This is a genomic window from Streptomyces sp. CoH27 (genome assembly GCF_020181035.1).
GTDB lineage: Bacteria > Actinomycetota > Actinomycetes > Streptomycetales > Streptomycetaceae > Streptomyces > Streptomyces camelliae.
The window spans coordinates 19,009-39,924 of sequence record NZ_JAIQYY010000042.1; the positions used below are offsets into that span (position 1 = coordinate 19,009).

Here is a 20,916-nt window from a genome sequence, read left to right on the forward strand (position 1 = left end):
GACGGATGTGTAGGGCATGGTGGCGTGGCCGCCGAGCTTGTCGATCGCGGTTCCGGCGCTGTCCAGGACCTTCGCCATTTTGTCTGCGGGGAGTTGGGTGAGGCCGCCGAAGGTGGGGAGCTGGTCGAGCCACTCTTCTCGGGAGTAGGTGTGCTCCCAGGCGAAGCGCCACTGTTCCGGCTCGCTGAAGGTGCCGGTCTGCCGGATCCCGTCGGCGATTTTCGCAAACAGGGGCTGGTAGGCGTCCATGGCCGATCCTCTCAGCAGGCCGGGGTTGAACGGGGAATCGGGGGCGACCCGTTGGAGGGCTTCGGCGAGGGCGTCGATCAGCTCGGCCGGGAGCTGGGGGACGTGGTGGAAGGGAGCGAGTCGGCCGCCGGGCCGGAGCACCTGGGCCGCCTTGGCCGCGCCGGCGACGGGGTCCACCCAGTGCCAGGCGGTGCCTGCGATGACCGCGTCGAACTGCCGCCCGGCCGGCTGCCAGTCCTCGAACCTGGCGACCTCGACCTCGACACCGCTCCGTCGCGCAAAGGCAGCCATCCGCTCGTCGGGCTCGATACCGAGCACCGTGCAGCCGGCCGCCTGGAACTGCCGGGCCTCGATGCCGGTCCCGGCTCCGACGTCGAGGACGTGCCGACCGGGGCTTGCCGCGACGATCCTGTCCACCAGGGCCTGGGGATACGGCGGTCGGGCGCGGTCGTAGCGTTCGGCGTCCACGCCGAACGACTCGGCCGTCTGCCGATGGCGGTGGGGCTCGGGTCCGGACTTGTCCGGCTGTCCCTGCGATAAAGTGGGCATGCGCCCACACTAATGGGCGCATGCCCACTTGTTAAGGCGGGGCGGCGCGGAAAGGGAGACAATGCCGTCAGGGGTGCACATCCACAACGTGCGCGGCCAGTTGTTCGAAGCCGCCGAGCGCGTCCTGCTCCGGGACGGACCCGACGCGCTGACCAGCCGGGCGGTCACGGAGGAGGCGAACTGTGCAAAGGGCGTGCTGCACCGGCACTTCACCGACTTCGACGCTTTCCTGGCGGAACTCGTCCTCGACCGCGTCCGCGACATCGAGGACCGAACCACGACCCTGCGTGCCGCCGCCGGCACCGGGAGCGTGGTGGACAACCTCGCCGACGCCCTGCAGGACCTGTTCGGGCCCGTCACGGTGGCAATCGTCGCGCTCATCACCTTCCGCGACGGCCTCCGCGCCCGGCTGCGCGAGGCCGGTCTGACCGGCATCCCACTCGCCATGCAAGGCACCGCCATGATCGCCGCATATCTCACCGCCGAGCGGGAGTTGGGCCGCCTGACCGGTGACGCCGACATCGACACACTCGCCCCCACCCTCGTCGGGGCCGGGCACCTGCTGTTCGCCGACCGGACAAGCGCCCCACCGCAGACCGCCGCCGTCCGCAAGATGGTGACCACCGTCATCGCCGGCGCCTTGCGACCACCCCAGTCGTAGGTCTGGGCGCCGGCCAGGTGACGGAGGATTGCACTGCGTCCAAGAGGCCGGATGATCGAGAAGCGCCCGGGACTGCACCGACCGCAGGTGCTGCTAACGCGGGGTTCATCGACGAACAGGGGCTGACCCGCGCCGGTGAGCGTCCCTTCGACGACACGTACGCCACTCGCGGTTGCTGACGGCGAAACAGCATGCTGCCCCGGCGCGGGTCACCCAGTGACCCGCGCCGCAGCAGGCACCGACGGCGCGTGTCGGCGCTGCGGTGCTGGTGCTGTCTCGGCCCTGATGCAGCTGTCCCCTCAGTGGGTTTGCAGGACGGCAGAAAGCCCCACAGCTTGTTGATCAACACTGGATAGGCTGTGTGCATGTCACGTGCACGCGTCACCCTCTTAACTGCCCTTGTCGGGATTGCCGCGCTCACCGCCTGCTCCTCCAGCAGCGACAAGCCGGCTTCCGGCTCCGGCACGCAGAAGAGCGACGAGCCGGTCGCCGCTCCTGCCCTGAAGCCGATCACGAATGAACTCACCCAGGCCCAGATCACGCAGGCCCTGCTCGGCGACGGCGAGACCCTTCCCGGCTGGTCCCTTCACGGCGACAAGTCGGTGACGCAAGGGCAGTACTGCAACGGCACAGAGGAGGCCACCTCCGCGCCGGCGGGCTGGGTCCGCGGCGGCGATTCCTCGTACGAGTACAACGGCTCCACGAACGACATGGCGTACATAGAGATCTGCCTCTTCAAGTCGGCCGACGACGCCCACCGCCAGTACACGACGTGGAAGGGCACCGAGACAAGCAAGCAGCAGAACCCCAAGAAGCCGGTGGGCGACGAAAACACCCTGGTCATCAACCCCGGTCTCAGCGACGACTCCGTCTACGGGTACGTCCGCTCGGGCAAGGTCAACATCCGGGTACGGATCGAAGGCGGCACCGCAGGCGACCCCTCGGGCACACAGACCATGCTCGCCGCGACACTCAAACGCCTTCAGCAACTGCAGGACGGCAAAGCCGCCACCGTGACCGCCCCTGACGAACAGGCGGCGGCCCGGCAGTAACGGATCAGCGACCTGCGTAGCCCTCGGCGTGACGGCAGACGAACGCCCCATCGCAGCAGTGCAGGAAACGGTCGGGGCGGTGGACACGATGGCTACCAGGCGGCCGCCTCACCCCTGTCCGAGGACGCCGTATGGCACGGCTTCGTCGGCGCGGCCGCCGGCTCCGAGGGTCCGCCGCGGGGTCGGGGACATTGCGGGATGATTGCCAAGCTCACCTCGGGCCCTCGGTTCGTCAAGGTCGGGGAGACGGACTGAGGGAAGAGAGGCGAGCAAGTCGGCCTGCGGGGCTCGGATGCCGTGCGCGGCCTCCGGGCCGACGCCAAGGGTGCGGCGAGCGGTCACACCGGCATCGTACGGGCACGAGGTTCTCCCCCTCGCCCTGGCCAGCGCGTCCTCAAGCCACTCGGATCAGCGGTCACCAGCTCGTCGCTGCGCCAGGGCATGGGCAGCCGTTGCCCGAGTAGCCGTAGCGATAGCCGACCCAACGTTCGCAGCGGTTCTCACGTCAGGTCACGAAGCCGGTCGAGGAAGAAGCGCAGGAGAGTTGAGATGACGCTCGTGATGACGGCCTTGCGTACCTCGGTGCGGGACAAGTTGTCGCGGCGTGATGGAGAAGGCACGGTGGTGTGTCCTCACCTTGTCGTCGTCAGGGATAGCCGGCCGGCTTGCTCTTCACCTTCAAGGCGGTGGACTGGCACACGATGAGATGCGATCAGGGCTGATCTGCCGCATGGAATTTGCGCAGTTCAGCAGCGTTCGGAGTGCCGTGATGGGCACGATGGTGCGATGAAGCGCGACGGGACAGGAACCGGGTCGGGCGCTGGTCGGCCCACGGGGGCCAAGCGTCTGATACGTCGACCGACGCTGCCGCCCGGGCCGCTGCGCGCGTTGAAGACCTTGATCTACGAGGCCTACCTCGCCGCTGGCGCGCCTACCTTGGACGAGATGGCCGCGGCCGCGGCCGACGACGATGCGCTGACTGCCAGCCCCTCAAGAGGCACGATCAACCGGCTGATCGGCGACCTCAGCGTGCCGGCGAAGCAGGCGGATGTAGTAGCGCTGCTCACCGTGCTGACGCGGATGAGCGGAGCCGACGGAACGCACGGCGGCCGGCAGGCGGCTGCGCTGTGGACACAGATACAGCTCTTCGAACCCCTGGGCCGTCCCATCAGGGAGCTTGATCCGTACGACCTGGAAGTGCACCACGTCATCACCATGGACGGTGCGACCGGGCTGCCTGCGTACGTGGAACGCGCACACGACGTGGAACTGCAGCGCATCGTTGCCGAATCCGCCGCAGGGCAAAGCCGCCTGGTCATGCTGGTGGGTACATCATCGACCGGGAAGACCCGCGCTTGCTTCGAAGCCGTGCAACACCTGCCGCCCGACTGGCGGTTGTGGCACCCCATCGAACCGGAACGGCCGCAAGCCGCACTCGGGGGCCTCTCCCGAGTTGGCCCGAAGACGGTGGTCTGGCTCAACGAAGCCCACCACTACCTGCTCGACCCACACCACGGAGAACCCATCGCCGCGGGCCTACGTACTGTGCTCAGCGACGTGAGTCGGGCCCCCGTCCTGGTCCTGGGGACAATCTGGCCGGGGCCGGGCTACTTCGAAGACCTGCGCGTCACGCCCCCACAGGGGGCACACGACCCCCACGCCCAGGCGAGAGTGCTGCTGGCCGGCAGGGCCCTACATGTTCCGTCAGCATTCGAACCGTCCGAGGTCGCAGGCATCCAAGGATCCCAGGACCCGCGTCTGGCCGCTGCCGCACGCTCCGCCCAGGACGGCAAGATCACCATCAGCCCACGTAACCCGAGGTGACTGGTCTATTGCGCCCAGCGTCCCAAGGCCGGCGCGGTGCCGATCAGGCACTCGATGTCGGTCGGGAAGCCAACGAGGGCGTAGGCGGTCAGACGCAGGTGGCCCTCAAGGCAGACCAGGTTGTCCTGCCTCTCGCCGACGAGGATGAGCGGCGGAAACCGCTCGCCTCTGATGAGCGCCTGGGCTGCGTCGACGAACGGTTCGTTGGGCACGTCGAACGCCCGCAGCCCTGCCTTGATGCGTGCGGCCGCGTCGGTCGGCCGACGGCTGCCACCCGACAGTTCGAACCAGTAGGAGTAGTCGATGTAGCGAACGCTGGCCGCCTCGCTGGCGGACAGGAGTGCCCTGGTCCACGTGACCTGATTGGGGAAGTTCTCGAACAGGTCGCGGTTCTCGCCGTACCCGCGCGTCGCAGCGAGCAGAGCGCGACGTGCGAAGTTCGCTCCAGCGTCGGAGAGGTCTGGATGCGTCAGCAACTGCTCGGTCTGCTCGGCTACCGCCAGATGGGAACGAAGGCTCTGGCCGAACCTCTGGCTGGACAGCTCGCCGCTCAAGAAGCAGGCGACCATCTCGTCCTCGCTGCTCTTGCCCAGTACCTGCACGACTATCAGCATAGGGTCGACCTCGTTCGCCCGGCACCAGCCGGGCGATTCCGTCATTCCGCGCCACCAGCCCACCTTGATGGGGATGCCCGAAATCACAGGGTCTGCTCGATCCCCCACGGGGTTGAGCGGTAAACGATGAGGTCGGGGCCGCGCCCGGACCGCCTTGGCTCAGCCCAGCGCGTCCATCAGGGAGGTGACATAGGCATCCAGCCGCTCCTCCACGGCTCGTGTCGTCAGCTCGGTCCGTCCTGCCTTACGCCACGGCTGCGCCACCCACTGCACTTCCTCCGAGAACGCCAGTGGCTCCCGCATCTGCCAGTACAGCCGCTCGTCCGCGGCTGCGGCCAGCATCCCGCCGGCCTCCTGGTACGCCTCTGTGAAGCGCAGGCCCCACGCCGGGCCGTGCAGCAGCGCGAGATTGGTGGAGCAGTGCGCAACGTCGAGGTCCGCCGGGCCCCAGGAGGCCGCCGCCCAGTCGACGACGCCGGTGATCCGGGCACCGGCGGCACCGGCCAGGTCCTCGGGCGGCAGGTCAAACAGCACGTTGCCGGGCTGGAAGTCCCGGTGCAGGAACCGCCCTTCGTAGCGCGGCGCGGGCTTGCGGATCACGTCGATCGCGGCGGCCCAGACCGCACCGTCGGCGCCCTCGGGAGTCACGACCGTGTCGGCGGTCGTCAGCGCCACGTACTCCCGGGGCCGGACGGCCGGCCGCACCGCGTGGACCGCCACAAGTTGACGGGCCAGCAGGGGCAGGCGCGTCTCCAGCCCCTCGTCGTCGAGGACCGTCCGGCCCGGCAGGTGGGTCATCAGGAGCGAGGGGTACTCGCAGTGCGCGGCGGTCGAATCGACGGCGACGAGTCCCGGAGCCGGCACGCCGGTGCCGGTGAGCGCGGTCAGGGCGTCGGCCTCCCTGCGCAGGAGGTCCTCGGCCGGCCCCTGCCGGGTCGGGCCGACAAAGGAGCGCAGCACCAGGTGCCGGGTGCCTCCGTCCCGCGTGCCAATCGTCAGCCTCCGCATGTCGGCGGTGGCGCCGCCGTGCAGCGCCTCGGCTCCGACGATCCGCTCGCCGGCCTTCAGGTGCCGGCGCACCCAGGCCAGTGTCAACGGTCGGACAGTCGCCGCCTCATCATGATTGGTCACCGTGCCACCTCATCATCCGGACGGCGGCACGCGCGAGCCCTTATGGGCCTGTCCGCGAGTCGCGTGCAGGTGGTGGGTGGGGAAGTTGGGCGAGCAGGTCTGTCCGCATCCATAGCGAGGGGTGGGGGCCCTATCAACCTGACCCGAGCCCGCGGTCGAATCGGGTAAAGCGGTTCAGAACGTCCTTTAAGGCACGCCTCCTGGCGCTGCCCCAGTCGGCGTACGGGGAGTCCCTGCACACCGGCTCGCCGCCGAAGCGCCGCTCGGGCTGAACCGGGCGGTCGCCCGCCACGGATGTCCTTGGTCAGTGAAGATAGTCGAAGGCGACGCTCTGACCTCGGCCGACTGAGTTCACTGTCACAACGAGAGATGTTCCGCCAGTAGATCGTTAGGGGCGGATGGCGATGGTGCTGACGGTGCCGTTTCCCCAGACGGTGGTGTTCATCATCGTGCGCCCGTCCAGTGACACCGCGGTGAATTCCGGCACGAAGCGCGTGGTGAACAGCGTCGCCATCCCGCTCCGTAGCTGGGCCACCTCGCTCGTCACGAAGTCCCAGCCGTCGAGGAGACGGACGCGCACCCAGGCCCAGTCGTCCTCTTGGGGCCCTTCGTCCTCCGAGTGCGTGTTGTAGTCGACGCCGAGGAGGAACTCGCGGTCTTCGTCGAAGAGCCCGTATTCCGTTGCCATCCGATACCAACTCGCATTGATCTTGTCGGCCATGTCCGGGGCGTCGACGTCGGCGATCTCGTCTGGGTGGGAATCGAATCGCCCGTGCTCGGGACGGGCACTCGCGGGTGAGTAACCCTGAGGCAGCGGCGGCAGCAGGACGTCGTCCCGACGCCGTTGCACGAAGTGAAGTCCGGCGGGTGCGATCAGGGCGGCCATCTCAGTGTCAGTCAGCGTCACGGATGCACGATAGTCGCAGGCAGAACGCCTGGCGTGTCGTTTTCGGAGGTCCTGGGAGGGCCGTCCGCGAGTCCCGCTGGCGGTGGCGGCGGAGCGGGTTGCTCATCGTTCACTTTCGTGTGTCTCGCCTGGTGACAGGTGTCGCAGTGGGGCCGGAGGTCGTGGTGGCGGAGTGCTCGGGTGAAGGTGGAGTAGGCACCCTGGTAGCCGAGTTCGACCAGTTCCTCGAAGAGGGTGGAAGCCGGCAGGTGGGGGTTGTCGGTGAAGCGCCGTCGGCAGTAGTCGGTGAAGCTCGCCCTTGACCTTCACCGAGCGCAGGTTGTGCGACAGCCTCCCGGTTCGCCAACTGGTGCACTGAAACCGTCCCGCCCCGGGCCCGGCCGAACCGCAAGGCTCGAAGAACCATCGCCTGGCCAACCGTCACGACGTGGGCAGAGTCCTCGTGACCGGCGAGGCATACAGCCGACCCGCCCACCACAACGTCGGCACGAAACCCCGCCGCACTGGATACATGTCAAGCTGAGGGACGCGACCACCAGCTCGGCGCCGTGTCGCTCGCCCATCGCGTAGCCGAGCAGACGGCGGGAGAACAGATCGATGACCCTCGCGAGGTAGAACTTGCCCTCGCTTGTATCGATCTCCGTCATATCGCCTGCCCAGACGAGGTCCGGTTCTTCGGCGGTGAAGTCCCAGCGCACGAAGTCCGGGCGGCAGCCCGCTTGCCGGGCCGGGTCAGGCCCCGGCGCCTGCGGATCTTCCGTCCCGCCAGGCCGAGTTCGGTCATGAGCTTGGCGACGGTGTTCACCGACACCCTCCAGCCCTGGCGCACCAGCATGATCCAGACCTTCGGCAAGCCGTAAGTGCCGCCCGAGGCATCGAAGATGTGCGGGATCGCATCGGCCAGCTTCCCGCGCCGCACCTCACGAGCGGTGACAGGCTTGCCCTTCCACTTGCAGATCCACGACTCGCTCACGCCCAGCACGCGGCACGTCACGGTGTACGGAATGTTCTGCTCGGCCTTGCAGTCGCTGATCACCCCTGCCAGCCGGACCGGGTCCGCGGCAGCTACTTCACCCACAAGGCCATGCAGCGTTTGAAGACATCACGTTCCATCTCCAGCTCGCGGATGCGCTTGTTCTTCTCGCTCATCTCCCGCCGCAGCCGCTCCAGCTCAGCCCGCTCGGTATCGCGAAGCCGGCCGCCCGGGGCGACCGGAGCGGGCCGGTCGGAGGACGCCGACCCGTGGCGCCGCCACCGCGACACCCAGCTGTGCAGCGTCCCCGGATGCACACCGAGGTCTTCGGCGACCTCCGGAATCGGCTTCCCCGTCTCGATCACGATGCGTACAGCACCCTCACGGAACTCGGCATCGTACTTCTGTTGCTTGGACCCCATGAACCTCTGCTTCCCCTGGTTTCACGGACTCGTCGTCGACCTGTTGCGCTGGCTGCGCCCCGAGGCCGGCCTCACGGTGCGCGCCGCCTCGCTCCGCCCCCTCCCGACGGGCGGACCGGGGGATGCCGGGGGCACGGCGCTCCTGGAGTGGGGCTCGACCCCCGTGGCCCTGCATACGGGGTGGTCGTCACGCCCCGGCGGCATCCGCCTGCGTCTTGAGGGGACGCGGGGAACGCTCCAGGTGCACGGCGGTGATCTGACGCCGGCGCGGGAGCACGGAGTACTGACGGAGACTCATCGGCCACCGGCTGCAGGTGATGCGGCGACCGCCCTGCTGGCCGACTGGACCCAAGAGGACCAGGAAGGCGCAGGGGCGGCCGACGCCGTGGCGTGCACACGCGTGCTGGAAGCGGTCGCCGAGGCTGCCTTATGACGATGGTTCAGGAAATCGTCCCCGACGCGTGCTTGGTCCGCCACGTGGTCTTCTTGGCCTGGTTCCCGCAGGTGTCCATGGAGCACCAGCGCCGGTTGCCCGGGCGGGACGTGTCGAGGAACCAGGCGGCGCAGGTCGGCCCGGCGCAGGCGCGGACCCGCTCCAGGACGGGGGACGTCGCCAGGGTCAGCGCATCGCGGGCGATGTCGGCGAGAACCGCGCCGACCGGGTCGGCCGCGGTGTAGGTCAGCGTGCCGTGCTCGTCGAGCACTGGCACCGGCGGCGCCGCGCCGGCCGCCTGGTTCAGCCGCGCACGGTCGTCCGCAGGGCATCCGGCGGGGCCGCTGTCGCCGCGGGCCGCCGTCAGGAGCGCATGCACGGCCTCCCGCACCTCCCGCGCCTGGTGCAGCACGGCCTGAGACGGGACCGGGACGACGGTGTCGTCGGGGTACGGCCCCAGTTGGACGACCCAGGCGGACAGGGCCTCGGGGGTGTCCAGCTCCTCGGTGACACCGTCCAAGCCGCGCAGCCGCAGGGTGCGCATGAAGTCCAGGCAGAGACGTCCGGATCCACTGCGGAAGCGGGAAACCGGCGGTGCGGGAGAGACAGCCATGCGAAACAGCCTACTGCGGAACCGGTTTTACTGGTACGTTGAGGGAACCGGTTAAACCGGTTCCTGGTGGCGAGTCGTCACCTCCCGTTCTCGTACCTTCCTTCCTCTCCTGCTCGTCGAGGTGTGTCGTGGCTCCAGGCGTTTCCTCCACAGCGTCGCCGGCGTTGAGCCGGCCCCTGATCCTGCTCCTCTCCGTCGCCTGCGGCATCGCGGTGGCCAACATCTACTTCCCCCAGGCGATCAGCCCGCTGATCGCCGACGACCTGCACGTGCGCCCCGCCTCCGCGGCCGTGGTCGTCACCTGCGCCCAGCTCGGCTACGCCGCGGGCATCTTCCTGCTGGTCCCCCTCGGAGACCGGCTCCGCCACCGCGGACTGATCACCACCCTTCTGCTGGTGACCTGCGCGGGGCTCGTGCTCGCCGGGACAGCCACCTCCCTGCCCGTCCTCGCCGTCGCCAGCGCCCTGGTCGGCCTGACCACGGTCGTGCCGCAGATCCTCATCCCCATGGCGGCCGGCCTGACCGACCCGGAGCGCCGCGGCGCAGTCACCGGAACCCTGCTCTCCGGCCTGATCGGCGGGCTCCTGTTGGCCCGCACCTTCTCGGGCGCCCTCGGCGAATGGCTGGGCTGGCGCGCCCCCTACCTCGTCGCCGCAGTCATGGTGCTGATCCTCACCCTCGCGCTGGCCGCCGCCCTCCCGCACACGACGCCCAGCACCGACCAGCGCTACCCGGCGCTCCTGGCGGCCTCCCTGCACCTGCTGCGCACCGAACCGCTGCTGCGCCGCTCGTGCCAGTACCAGATCCTGGTGTTCGCCGCGTTCAGCGCCGCCTGGACCGCGCTCGCCCTGTTCATCACCGGCCCGCACTACGACCTGGGCACCCCGGCCGTGGGCGTGCTCGCCCTGGTCGGTGCGGCCAGCATGTTCGCCACGCCCATTGCCGGCCGGTGCACCGACCGGCGCGGCCCCGACGCCGTGAACCTGGTGTGCATGCTGGGCGCCATCGCGGCGGGGGCGCTGCTGCTCACCGGTCGCCTGGGCGGCGCCGTCGGGCTGGTGGGCCTGGGCGCGGGGATGCTGCTGCTCGACGTGGCCATGCAGTCCGGTCAGGTCGCCAACCAGGCCCGCATCTTCGCTCTGCGACCGGAGGCCCGAGCCCGGCTCAACACCGCATACATGACTTGCGCCTTCCTGGGCGGCAGCGCCGGTTCGTGGCTCGGTGTCCGCGCCTACTCCGCCTTCGGCTGGAACGGCGTGTGCGGCCTGGTCGCACTGCTGGCCGGTCTGGCCCTGCTCCGTCACGTCCTGCGAAGCCGGGAGACCACGGCCGCCGCAGACGCACGAGTACCGGCGTCCGCCGGGAAGCTTCACTAGGCAGCCGGCCCCGTCCTGCCGGCGCCGCGAGGGCCGGCCTGCCCACGTGCCCTCTGCGTGACGCGAGCCAGGCCGCCCCGCTGAAAGCGGCAGTCCTGAACCCGACCACCAAACGCTGCACCTCCCTACGCATCGGACGCCAGCCCCGGATCCCACAGGGCCGCAGGGGTCTCTTCGCAATCGGTGAGTACAGCGGGACCAGTCCGCGGTGGAACCGGTCCCGGCAGTACAGGGCCCGGTGCCAGCGGGTCTGTGAGGCCCCTTGCGTTTCGGGGCAGATGCTGCCAGCCCATCGTGCATAGGTGCACGGCCGCGCTGTTCGGGCTACGGGCTGCTTCGGCCGGAAGCACAGGTTTGCATCCCACCCGGTAGTTCCGGGGAACTCAGTCGAACGGCAGTAGTTCGGCCTTCGCCGTCCGCGTCTTCTGCGGGCGTCGGAGCTGCGGCCTGAGCATCAGCAGGTCCATGAACCGCTTCGGCGCGGTAGCCGCCGCACTTCGCGGTGAGGAACTCGCCGACGAGCAGGGTTCGTGCGCTCACCGTGGTGATGCCGACGAGGACGTTCTGCTGGGTGATCTCGTCGGCCAGGGCCTCAAGATCCCGCTCGTAGCCTGCGTAGATGCGGCGGAACGCTTCCTCGACGGTTTCGATTGCCTGGCTCGTGGCCCAGCGGACGATGCGCTGGTGTTCGTGCAATTCCTCATCGTCTGCCCCGGCGGGCGGGGGGCAGGCGCCAACGGCGATGCCGTGGTAGCGGGATCGCTTCGTTGCGGCCTGGAACTCCGGATTTTCGGCGAGTTCGGCTGCGATCCGCTCGACCTCGGCGTCGGCCCGCAGGCGGGCGTCCTGAGCGCGTTCGCCGGCGGATAGGCAGTACTGCTGGGTGAAGGCGTCCAGGCGTCCTGGAGATCGGTGTGCCAGGTGGCCGTCTCACCCCAGTAGTGGGGCAGGCCGCCGGCCACGAAGCACATCAACACTGCGGTGATCTCCCCGGCGCGAGCGTGCGCGGTTCGGTGCAGCCGCTTCAGCTCGCAATGAGCCTCGGCGCTCAGCTGGTCCTCGACACTGGCTCCGTCCTCGACGAGACCGTCGTCGTCCTCAATGACGGCGAACCCTTCCGCGACGGACACTTCGCCGTCGAAGTACAGCACCCGCGCGCCGCACGTGTCGGCGAGGTCGATGAACCCTTCGGCGTTGACCATGCCCCGTCAGCAGCACGTGCCGGCCCGTTCCCTCCGGGACGGCAGCCAGGGGCTGCAACCCCTTCGCCGCCGCTCATGCGGGGACCTGATCGACCAGTTTCTGCAGATCAACACCGGTGGTGCGCTGAACCGGAACCGCCACGGGATTCTCCCTCCGAACCACTCGCCACTATTCGTGACACAGCAATGACAGAGAGTAGGAAGTGGGTCTGACAACAAGAGCTTTCTGGGTACCTAAAATTGAGTGAGCCTGGCGTATTGCGAGTACCCAAAATCTCGGGAGGCGTTCATGAGCAGTGCCAGCCCCGGCCGCCCGGTCATCGGCCCGAAGGTCCCGATCAACTTCCCCGAAAGCCTCCTCCGCAACATCGAGCAGGCCGCCGGCACCGCCGGCCTGAGCCGTGCGGCCTGGGTCCGCCGCACTGTCTCACGTGCGCTGCCCGAGAGCTTCGAAGGCCCCGTCGGGCCGGACCAGATGCTGCGCTTCCTCCGCGGCTCCGAGACGGACAAAGGCATCGACACCACCGACCCCGAGCCCGCCGGTGTGTACGTGGACAACGACACCGCACGGCTCCTGCTGCGCGCCGTCGACGACGGGACGCTCACCGCCTCCCCCGTCATCACGGAGTCCCTGGCCGTCGAGTCCACCAGGGCGCGGCGGTCCATCAGTTTCATCACCCGCACGTTCCGCACCAGCCGGGATCCGGTCACGATCTACCAGGTCACCTTCACCACCGTCTCCCACCCCCAGCCGGGCGAGAGTGAAGGCGGCCAGCACTGCGCTCGCCGGCTCTACCTCGACCAGGACGCGGCCCGCGCCTTCTACGACGAAGCACGCGAGCTCCACCTGAAGGTGTCCTGACGCCCGCGCTACCTCCACCCGCACCACGCCACAGACAGCAGACCCCCGCAAAGGAGCGGCAGCGTGCCGAAGTCCCTCCGTCCCCATCAGCGCGAGGCCGTCGACGCGGTGCTGCGCGCGCTCGATCTGCCGGTGCGGTCGACTGTGCCCGAGCGGGGGCTGCGGACGCAGGTGGTCATGGCGACCGGCTCGGGCAAGACCCTGGTTGCCGTGCGCAGCGCGGAGGAGCTGGGGGCGGGCCGGGTGCTGGTGCTGGTGCCCTCTCTGGACCTGCTCACGCAGACCCAGGCCGAGTGGCATGAGGGAGGTCGCAAGGGGCTGATGATCGGGGTGTCGTCGCTGCGCGGGGATCAGGCGGTCTTCCCGAACACCACTGCGGTTGAGGAGCTGGTCGACTGGGTGCGGCCGTTCGACAAGGTGACGGTGTTCGCCACGTACGCCTCGCTCGGACTCGGCACGCTGGAGCGGGCGCACGCGGCCGGCCTTCCGGGCTGGGACCTCATCGTCGTGGACGAGGCGCACCGGACCTCGGGGCGGATCGGCAAGCCGTGGGCGGCCGTCCACGACAACACCCGGATCCTTGCTCTGCGGCGGCTGTACATGACGGCCACGCCGCGGCTGTGGCAGCTGGACGACGACGCCGAGCCGGGCGTGCCGGGTGAGCTGGTGGCGTCGATGGAGGATGATCCGGAAGGGCCGTTCGGCAGCAGGTGCTACACCCTGACGCTGTCCGAGGCGATCAGCTCAGGGGTTTGCGCGCCGTACCAGGTCGTGTGCGTGGATATCACCGACACCCAGCTTCAGGCCGCGCAGCTCCTGGGCGAGGACAGCCGCTCCGACCGGGTGCGCGGGGCGCGGATCGCGGCTCTGCAGACCGCGCTGGTGAAGGCGTCGGCCAAGGAGGACTTCCGCCGGACGCTCGTCTTCCACCACCTGGTCAAGGAAGCCGAGGCCTTCGCGGCCGGCCTTCCCGACGTCGCCGCCCGCCTGCACGCGGACGATCCGGAGTCGTACCCGGGCGCGGTCTGGGCGGACTGGCTGTGCGGCGATCACCCGCCGGCCCACCGCCGCCGCGTGCTGGACGAGTTCGCCGGCGGCGGCGCGAGCGCGGCCAGGCGCTTCCTGGGATCGGCGAAGGTCCTGGGCGAAGGCGTCGACACCAAGAACTGCGACAGCGTGTACTTCGCCGACGTCCGCGGCTCCATGCCCGACCTCGTCCAGGCCGTCGGCCGTGCCCTGCGCATCCAGCCAGGTGAGGGCAAGGTCGCCTCACTCGTGGTGCCGATCCTGCTCGGACCCGGCGAGACCGCGGACAACATGCTCACGAGCAAGGCGTACGGCGGCCTGGCCAAGCTCCTGGAGGCCCTGCGGGCGCACGATGCCCGCATCGTGGAAGCACTGGCCGTACCGCAGGCGCCCAGCCGCTCCAAAGGCGTCCAGAGCCGCACAGCAGGCCAGGACGCAGAGAGCACCGAGGATGAAGGCGGCCTCATCTCAGTGCCCGCGCGGGCGCTGCTGAAGTTCAGCACCCCACGCGACCCGGCCACCCTCGCCGCGTTCATCAACCTGAGGGTGCTCAACCCCGAGAAGGAACACTGGCGGCGCGGCATGGAGGCCGCCGTCATCTACGCCCGTGAATACGGCGACCTGAAGGTGCCGTTCACCTACCGCGTCCCCGACGGCCAGGCGCAGGAAGCCGAAAGCCCGAGCGAGGGCCAGGGCGAGGAGGAGGTGCGGGAGGTGTGGCCGGCCTCGCTCGCCGACTTTCCGCTCGGACAGTGGATCGCCGACGCCCGTCGGCTCTACGCCCGCGGCCGCCTCGACGCCGGACGCATCGAGCAGCTGGAGAAGCTGGGCATGGTCTGGTCGCACCGCGACGTCGCATGGGAAGAAGGCCTCACCGCTGCACGCGGGTGGGCCAAGGAGAGCGGGCACCTCATGGCGCCGCTCGACGCTGTCCACCGGGGCCACAAGGTCGGCATCTGGCTGAAGAACCAACGAGCCGACGCCCGCGCCGGAACGTTGTCGGCCAAGCGACGCGAGCAACTGGAGGACATCGACCCGGCGTGGTGCCCCACCTGGCCGGTGGAGTGGCAGCGTATCTTCCACCTCGTCCGCCGACACCTGGAGGCCGGCGGCACGCTCCCGACTGCGCCGGGCAAGGTCGTGCGCCAAGGCGAAGATCTCGGGCGATGGGTACACCAGCAGCAGCTCGGCTTCGACAAACTCACCGCCGTGCAGCAGTGGATGTGCGAGAACGTTCTCGGCATCGAGCCCGCCGCCGAGGAGGAGAAGCCGAAGCCGCGCCGTGCGCAATCCGACCGATGGGCGATGAACTACACCGCCGCCCGCCAGTACTACGAACGCGAAGGACACCTCCGGGTACCCAGAAGGCACGTCGAACGGATCGTTATCAGTAATGGCGGCGGGGACCGGGAGGAACGGGACCTGAAGCTGGGGTCGTGGATCGGGAACCAACGCTCACGGGCCGCCGGCCTGTCACCAGAACGGGTGGAGCAGCTGACGGCGATCGGCATGCGCTGGACATAGACGACGCCGGGCCCGGCTCCCTAACTTGATCTTTAACCTTTGCGGCACGGTTTCGGGGCGGTTGGCTTCTTCGTTTGTCGTTTCGTCGGCTGTGTCTTGTGGGGTGTGTGCACGTCGTGGCGTTTGGTTGGCCGGGTGTTCTTTCGGCCTAGCGGTCGTCCGGGGCCGGGGCGGGAGGGTTTCGGGGCTTGGGCCGGGCAGGCGGTGTTCGGGCGGATGTGCCGGAAGTCGCGGCGGACGCGGGCGGGGGTGAGTCTGTCCGGTGGGCTTGGTTTCTCCCATGGGTGACGCAGGTCTGCTGCGAGTGGGCGGGCGAGACGGAATTGGGTGTAGGCCGCGAGGATCAGCCAGGTCCACCGGATGGCGGCCTCAGGCGTGCGGATCTTCGGGGTGGTCCAGCCGAGGGTCAGTTTGAACAGGCGGAAGGTGTGCTCGATGTCGAAGCGTCGCAGCTAGGCCTGACAGAGACGGTCGGCGTCCGCCGCGGTGGCGTCGGTGCCCGACCACCACAGCCAGACCGGCTTCGGTGTTGCTCCGCTGGGCAGGTGGTCGATGTCCAGGCGGATGACCGTTCCCTCGACGACCGGGAGGGTGCCGTCGGCGACTGCCCATGAAGAGCGGTGGGTGAGCCTGGGGTGCAGCCGGTCCCAGGAGCGGGCTCTGGCGGTGCCGTAAAGACGTGTGTCGGTGACAGTCTCGGTATGCGGGGTGCCCCAGGTGTCGGGCTGGCCGAAGACGAACTCGCTGCCGTGCCGGGGCGGCCGGCCCTGGGTGGGAGGCTGCCGGGGCGGGACGGCCCGCCGCAAGACGCGGTCCGAGCGCATCCGGGCCAGCACCTGCACCGGCAGGTCCCTGAGCAGGAACGCGAGACGGGGTGCGTCGTATCCGGCGTTGGCGACGATGAGGATGTCCGGGTCGCCCGTCTGCCACTGCCCTGCTGTGATCAGCCGTTGGAGTAGATCGCGCAGTTGGCGGGCCGTGACGGTGGCGGTGTCGTCACCTGGTGCAAGACGGAGTGCGTCCAGTGGTGCGGTCCACGAGCTGCGGCCGGGTTCCAGTGCGCAGACGATCGAGTACGGCCAGCCCTGGACCGGGATGTGCTGGTCTTTGCCCCGGCCGTAGGTGTGACACAGGATCCGCTGTGGTCAGGTGTGTGCGTCGGGCCGCAGCCAGCAGGTGATGTCGACGGCCAGGACCAGCCGGCCGTCGTCGGCCCGTGGCAGTGGCGTCTCGGCCAGTACCCGACGTAGCTGGTCCGTATCCACTCGGCCGCGGGCCACAGCCTGGTAGAGCCCGCCATGACCGCGTCGGTGTTCGCCGACCAGCGACAGCCCGGCCAGGGACCTCACCGGCCCGTCGCCGCACAGAATGGCGTCGGCCAGCTCGGACAACGCGTCCGAACAAGCGGTGAGACAGGAGTAGAACTCGCCCCGGAAGCATGACAGTTCCGCCAATGGCGCTTGCCGGGCGTCGCGATGCAGCAGACTCATCCTCACGGCCTTCGTGCTGGACGTGTGTGTTCCTTGGTCGGAGCACATGTTCAGACGAAGGCCGCTTGCGTGTACGGCGGATACCGGGCCGAGTGATCAAGTTCGACGCACCATTCGACGTCGGACGTTAAAGATCAAGTTAGGGCGTGTTTCGGAAGTGAGCTTCTGAGGTGCAGGCCCTCGTTCGTTGGTGCCGATGATGATGAAGGTTGGCAGCTCAGCGAACGAAAAGTCGGTTGCGTATTGGCGATGGTCGTGGATCCAATGACCGACATGATCACCCGGGCGCGCGCCGCCGCGGCGAGACGTGAGGAACGCAAATCACCGGCCCCGGCTGGCGCGCGATCCGGGCGAACTGCGACCGCATCGTCCCAAGGGAGACGCCAGCCGATGAACATGCCGCCCTCGCCATCCGGAGCCGAGCACATAGGCGGGTCGTCCGTCCGCCTGGGCGCTCTCGTGCCGCTGACGCGGCCCGGCTGGGTTGAGGCGGGCCGACACCTGCTCGCAGGACTCGACCTGGCCCTTTGCGAGGTCAACGACGCCGGCGGGATTGACGGCAGACCACTGGAGCTGGTGGTCCGGGATACCGCGGCCGATCCGGACCGGGCAGCGGCGGCCGTGGACGAACTGGCCGACCTGGGTGTGGCCGCCGTGGCGGGCGAGTACCACAGCGTGGTCGCCCGCGCCGCCGCTGCCCGGGCCGACGCCCTCGGCGTGCCGTTCCTCTGCTCCTCCGCGGTGCTCGACGCGCTCACCGAGGAGCCGACGGAGTGGGTCGCGCGCCTAGCCCCGGCCCAGTCCCACGGCTGGCGGATCTACGCGGACTTCCTCCTCGATGCGGGCCGGCGCCGGATCGCCGTGGTGACCCAGCCGAGCGTCTACTGGGCGTCCGGGACCCGCGTCCTGCGGGACCACCTCGCCCCCCGCGGCGGCACCGTCGTCGAACTCGACGCGAACGAGCTCACCCCCGAGGCCCTGTGCGACGCGCTCGTCGACCACGGCGCGACGGCGCTCCTCCTGCTGGTCGGCCATCCGGAGCCAGCGGTGCCGATCGTCAGGGCCGTCCGGGGCGACCGGCGGCTCGCGGAGATCCTGATCGGCGCTCCGGCCGGACAACCGGAGTTCGCCGAATGGGCGGGGGCGCTGGGCGAGGGCGGCTCTGGGATCCCGTTCCTGCGCTACCTGCCCGAGCGCCTCGGTCTGCTCGGCGAACGCGTCGGGAAGGAGCTTCGCGAGCGGCTGGGCGAAGCGCCCTCCTTCGTCGCCTTCGAGGGCTGGGACACTGTCACCGTCCTCGCCTCGATGCTGCGTTCCCATGGTACGGACCGGGCGGTCATCGCTGAGTCGTGGCCGCGCGTGGCGGTCGAGGGCACCCGCGGGCCGATCCGGTTCTCCCGCACGCCGGGCATCAGCGTGTGGCAATGGGCTTGGACACCAATCCAAGTCGTTGATCGGGACCCGGCGGAACCCGATCGCTTTCGTATCCTCCACGTCGGCTGAGAAAGCGCGGAAGACCGACTGCCCAGATCTGTCGAACTTGAGGCTGTCTACGCGCCCATGCGGGTTCTCAGCTTCGCGGCGGGAGCCACGACCACATTCTCGGACTATCGCGAGGCAATCGGCGTCATGGCGTGTTCCAACCGTGCTGGTCACAGCCACTCGTTGATGGCCGCGACCAGCACGGTCGCCTTGTAGCGGACGGCGAGTTTGATGCCCCTATGGATGTCAAGCAGCAGCTGGTGGCGGTGGTGCCACCGTGCTTCTGGGGACGATCAGCCCCGGGACTCAGGTGCCGGCCACGAGCGAACCAACGGCCGAGTAGGCATGCCTCACGCCGTCAGCGGTTCCAGGCCGTCAGTCAGGTGGCGTCGGCGGAGGCGGGTGAAGGCGGTGGGGCTGGGGCGGTGCGGAAGAAACTCCTTGATCCGCTGCGCGCATTCACGTGGGCTTGCCGCGCTGGTGTCGCACTCCAGGTCGTAGTCACCGTGGCCGTGGACCAGGTCGTACTGGTGCGCCGCGAGGCCCGGCGGGCGGTCGCCCCGGGCCAGCTCGCGGCGGGCCAGCTCGTCCAACGGGCAGTGGACACCGACGAACAACACGTCCTCGGGCCGCAGCAGTGTCAGGCAGTCGAGCAGCCGCCACGGCTCGCTCAGCACATGGTCGACCACGATGTCGTTGCCCGCCTCCGCCATGGCCGCGATCGAGCGGTGGAAGCCCATCCTGGTCCGCCGCAGCGCGGCATCGAGTTCCTCCGCCCCGAGCTCCCGCTTACTGCGCATCGCGTTGAAGCCGTCGACCGCCATGTGGAAGAAGACACCATCGTCCAGGATGCCCAGAAGCTCCCTGGCGATGCTCGACTTCCCCGAGCTGGAGGTGCCGTTGAGGAAAATGATCCGACCAGATGCCATATCGGCATGATCACACGTTGCCGACGCCGCGCTCAGGAGATCTCCAGCGGATCTCGGCGACCAGCGGGATTCGCAAGAGACCCCGATCCAAACATGGAGTGTGATCGAGTCGGTGGGACCTGATGCGGAGACGGCTGCGGCCACCGGCGATCATCGTGAGGTGTGTGGACTGACGATGAAGCGGTGGCCGCAGGTCACAGCGTAGTGCCTGCCCGCTGGCGGGCGATGTTCGAGGGCCTGATGGAGCGGATCGCGGGACAATTCTGCCGGGTCGAACCCCGGCTCCGAGCCCGGCAGTTGGTGCTCGGGTTGCTGGCGGACCTGCCGCGCAAGAACTGCTGGACGATCGCCGAGCACACCGGGGACGCCACCCCCGACGGCCTGCAGCACCTGCTCGGCCGCGCCAAATGGGACGCCGGCCTCGTCCGGGACGACCTGCGCGCGTTCGTACTGGAGCACCTGGCCGACGACCAGGCCGTGCTGGTGATGGACGAGACCCGCGAACTGAAGAAGGGCACCCGCACCGTCGGCGTCCAGCGCCAGTACACCGGCACCGCCGGGCGGATCGAGAACGCCCAGGTCGCCGTCTACCTCACCTATACCTCCCGCCACGGACACGCCGCCATCGATCGCGCGCTCTACCTGCCCAAGTCCTGGACGAGCGACCCGGACCGATGCGACCAGGCCGCCGTCCCCAACGACGTCGGCTTCGCCACCAAGCCGCAGCTCGCCCGACAGATGATCGAGCGCACTCTGGACGCGGGAGTTGCGGCCGAATGGGCGGCCGACGACGAGGTCTACGGCTACAACCCGCACCTGCGCGCCGCCCTGGAGCGGCGGCAGCTCGGCTACGTGCCCGCGGTCTCCAGCACCCACCGCGTCCCCACCCCGGCCGGAGGCCAGCGCGCCGACCACCTGGCCAAGAAGATCCCCAAGCCGGCCTGGCAGAAGCTGTCCGCCGGACGCGGTGCGAAGGGCCGCCGCTCGTACGACTGGGCCCAGATCGCCATCACCGCCCCCGGCCTGGCCGGCCATCAGCACCTGTTGATCCGCCGCAACCGCCGCACCGGCGAACTCGCCTACTACCGCTGCTATGCGCCCCGCCCGGTGCCGCTGTCCACCCTCGTCAAGGTCGCCGGAAGCCGCTGGACGGTCGAGGAGACGTTCCAGAGCTCGAAAACCCTGACCGGACTGGACGAGCACCAGGTCCGCCGCTGGGACTCCTGGCACCGCTGGGTCACCCTGGCCCTGCTTGCCCACGCCTTCCTCGCCATCACCGCAGCCCTCGAACGCCGCGACCAGGCCCTGGCCGACGACGGCACCAGCCCGAACGGGCTGATCCCGCTCACCTGCAACGAGATCCAGCGCCTGTTCACCGCCCTGATCGCACGGCCGACCCGCGACCTCGCCCATCGACTGCGCTGGTCCACCTGGCGCCGACGCCACCAAGCCCGCGCCCAACGCAGCCACTACCGACGCCAGGCCGCCGTTCAATCATGAAGTTCACATCTACGGCCGGAGTACTAGGGTCCGTCTTCAAAGATCATCTCGTGATGGATCATGGTGGGTGTGATACGCCGCCATGAACTCACCGACC

General features: G+C 69.1%; 18 protein-coding genes and 1 pseudogene. 9 read left to right on the top strand and 10 right to left on the bottom strand.

Going from position 1 to position 20,916, the window contains the following annotated elements; genetic code table 11:
• On the bottom strand, positions 1-798 hold a 798-nt coding region (locus tag LE548_RS40555; RefSeq protein WP_225102058.1), incomplete at its 3' end, for a class I SAM-dependent methyltransferase.
• A 61-nt stretch (positions 799-859) separates the two neighbouring features.
• Here LE548_RS40555 and LE548_RS40560 point away from each other — a divergent pair.
• The 3 genes from LE548_RS40560 to LE548_RS40570 all read left to right on the top strand — a co-directional run bounded on the left by LE548_RS40560 (position 860) and on the right by LE548_RS40570 (position 4,335).
• Entirely contained in the window at positions 860-1,459 is a 600-nt protein-coding gene (locus LE548_RS40560; RefSeq protein WP_225102059.1) for a TetR/AcrR family transcriptional regulator, read from the top strand.
• Between the two features lie 365 nt (positions 1,460-1,824).
• Complete coding sequence (locus LE548_RS40565; protein ID WP_225102060.1) at positions 1,825-2,511, top strand: hypothetical protein; 687 nt, start codon at positions 1,825-1,827, stop codon at positions 2,509-2,511.
• A gap of 888 nt (positions 2,512-3,399) precedes the next feature.
• Positions 3,400-4,335: a hypothetical protein gene (locus LE548_RS40570; RefSeq protein ID WP_225102061.1), complete on the top strand. Its 936-nt coding sequence runs from the start codon at positions 3,400-3,402 to the stop codon at positions 4,333-4,335.
• Between the two features lie 5 nt (positions 4,336-4,340).
• Here the strand turns inward: LE548_RS40570 and LE548_RS40575 are convergent, their stop codons facing one another.
• The 7 genes from LE548_RS40575 to LE548_RS40605 all read right to left on the bottom strand — a co-directional run bounded on the left by LE548_RS40575 (position 4,341) and on the right by LE548_RS40605 (position 9,428).
• The gene (locus LE548_RS40575) at positions 4,341-5,036 is read right to left on the bottom strand and encodes a hypothetical protein (RefSeq protein WP_225102062.1); all 696 of its coding nucleotides are present in this window, start codon (positions 5,034-5,036) and stop codon (positions 4,341-4,343) included.
• 72 nt (positions 5,037-5,108) lie between these two features.
• The gene (locus LE548_RS40580) at positions 5,109-6,080 is read right to left on the bottom strand and encodes a phosphotransferase family protein (protein WP_225102063.1); all 972 of its coding nucleotides are present in this window, start codon (positions 6,078-6,080) and stop codon (positions 5,109-5,111) included.
• 388 nt (positions 6,081-6,468) lie between these two features.
• Positions 6,469-6,987: a hypothetical protein gene (locus LE548_RS40585; RefSeq protein WP_225102064.1), complete on the bottom strand. Its 519-nt coding sequence runs from the start codon at positions 6,985-6,987 to the stop codon at positions 6,469-6,471.
• Between the two features lie 305 nt (positions 6,988-7,292).
• The gene (locus LE548_RS46810) at positions 7,293-7,634 is read right to left on the bottom strand and encodes a hypothetical protein (RefSeq protein ID WP_374116244.1); all 342 of its coding nucleotides are present in this window, start codon (positions 7,632-7,634) and stop codon (positions 7,293-7,295) included.
• Entirely contained in the window at positions 7,631-8,065 is a 435-nt protein-coding gene (locus tag LE548_RS46250) for an IS3 family transposase (protein WP_225102066.1), read from the bottom strand. The genes LE548_RS46810 and LE548_RS46250 overlap by 4 nt, the downstream gene beginning before the upstream one ends.
• A complete protein-coding gene (locus LE548_RS40600; RefSeq protein ID WP_225102067.1) occupies positions 8,053-8,382 on the bottom strand; it encodes a transposase in 330 nt (109 codons plus the stop codon). The genes LE548_RS46250 and LE548_RS40600 overlap by 13 nt, the downstream gene beginning before the upstream one ends.
• 440 nt (positions 8,383-8,822) lie before the next feature.
• Positions 8,823-9,428 carry an ABATE domain-containing protein gene (locus LE548_RS40605; RefSeq protein ID WP_225102068.1) on the bottom strand — a complete coding sequence of 202 codons (606 nt, stop codon included), beginning with the start codon at positions 9,426-9,428 and terminating at the stop codon, positions 8,823-8,825.
• Positions 9,429-9,592: 164 nt separating this feature from the next.
• On the opposite strand from LE548_RS40605, the gene LE548_RS40610 reads away from it, so the two are divergent.
• From LE548_RS40610 to LE548_RS40625, 4 genes are all read left to right on the top strand, one after another.
• Positions 9,593-10,804 carry an MFS transporter gene (locus LE548_RS40610; protein WP_225102069.1) on the top strand — a complete coding sequence of 404 codons (1,212 nt, stop codon included), beginning with the start codon at positions 9,593-9,595 and terminating at the stop codon, positions 10,802-10,804.
• Positions 10,805-11,269: 465 nt separating this feature from the next.
• Positions 11,270-11,674 carry a hypothetical protein gene (locus LE548_RS40615; RefSeq protein ID WP_225102070.1) on the top strand — a complete coding sequence of 135 codons (405 nt, stop codon included), beginning with the start codon at positions 11,270-11,272 and terminating at the stop codon, positions 11,672-11,674.
• Between the two features lie 621 nt (positions 11,675-12,295).
• Entirely contained in the window at positions 12,296-12,868 is a 573-nt protein-coding gene (locus LE548_RS40620; protein ID WP_225102071.1) for a hypothetical protein, read from the top strand.
• A 63-nt stretch (positions 12,869-12,931) separates the two neighbouring features.
• Complete coding sequence (locus LE548_RS40625; RefSeq protein ID WP_225102072.1) at positions 12,932-15,418, top strand: DEAD/DEAH box helicase; 2,487 nt, start codon at positions 12,932-12,934, stop codon at positions 15,416-15,418.
• 32 nt (positions 15,419-15,450) lie between these two features.
• Here LE548_RS40625 and LE548_RS40630 read toward each other — a convergent pair.
• Positions 15,451-16,908, bottom strand: a pseudogene (locus LE548_RS40630) (NF041680 family putative transposase).
• A 390-nt stretch (positions 16,909-17,298) separates the two neighbouring features.
• On the opposite strand from LE548_RS40630, the gene LE548_RS40635 reads away from it, so the two are divergent.
• On the top strand, positions 17,299-18,411 hold the full coding sequence (locus tag LE548_RS40635) for an ABC transporter substrate-binding protein (protein ID WP_225102073.1): 1,113 nt from the start codon (positions 17,299-17,301) through the stop codon (positions 18,409-18,411).
• Between the two features lie 329 nt (positions 18,412-18,740).
• Here the strand turns inward: LE548_RS40635 and LE548_RS40640 are convergent, their stop codons facing one another.
• Positions 18,741-19,319 carry a chloramphenicol phosphotransferase CPT family protein gene (locus LE548_RS40640; RefSeq protein ID WP_225102074.1) on the bottom strand — a complete coding sequence of 193 codons (579 nt, stop codon included), beginning with the start codon at positions 19,317-19,319 and terminating at the stop codon, positions 18,741-18,743.
• Positions 19,320-19,559: 240 nt separating this feature from the next.
• Here LE548_RS40640 and LE548_RS40645 point away from each other — a divergent pair, with 240 nt between their 5' ends.
• On the top strand, positions 19,560-20,819 hold the full coding sequence (locus LE548_RS40645; RefSeq protein ID WP_225102076.1) for an IS701 family transposase: 1,260 nt from the start codon (positions 19,560-19,562) through the stop codon (positions 20,817-20,819).
• The last annotated feature ends 97 nt before the right edge of the window (positions 20,820-20,916 follow it).

Coding starts and splice junctions, on each gene's coding strand:
- LE548_RS40565 (WP_225102060.1), top strand. CDS start 1,825: ATGTCACGTGCACGCGTCACCCTCTTAACTGCCCTTGTCGGGATTGCC.
- LE548_RS40640 (WP_225102074.1), bottom strand. CDS start 19,319: ATGGCATCTGGTCGGATCATTTTCCTCAACGGCACCTCCAGCTCGGGG.
- LE548_RS40605 (WP_225102068.1), bottom strand. CDS start 9,428: ATGGCTGTCTCTCCCGCACCGCCGGTTTCCCGCTTCCGCAGTGGATCC.
- LE548_RS40635 (WP_225102073.1), top strand. CDS start 17,299: ATGAACATGCCGCCCTCGCCATCCGGAGCCGAGCACATAGGCGGGTCG.
- LE548_RS40645 (WP_225102076.1), top strand. CDS start 19,560: ATGGAGCGGATCGCGGGACAATTCTGCCGGGTCGAACCCCGGCTCCGA.
- LE548_RS40560 (WP_225102059.1), top strand. CDS start 860: ATGCCGTCAGGGGTGCACATCCACAACGTGCGCGGCCAGTTGTTCGAA.
- LE548_RS40600 (WP_225102067.1), bottom strand. CDS start 8,382: ATGGGGTCCAAGCAACAGAAGTACGATGCCGAGTTCCGTGAGGGTGCT.
- LE548_RS40615 (WP_225102070.1), top strand. CDS start 11,270: ATGAACCGCTTCGGCGCGGTAGCCGCCGCACTTCGCGGTGAGGAACTC.
- LE548_RS40620 (WP_225102071.1), top strand. CDS start 12,296: ATGAGCAGTGCCAGCCCCGGCCGCCCGGTCATCGGCCCGAAGGTCCCG.
- LE548_RS46810 (WP_374116244.1), bottom strand. CDS start 7,634: ATGACGGAGATCGATACAAGCGAGGGCAAGTTCTACCTCGCGAGGGTC.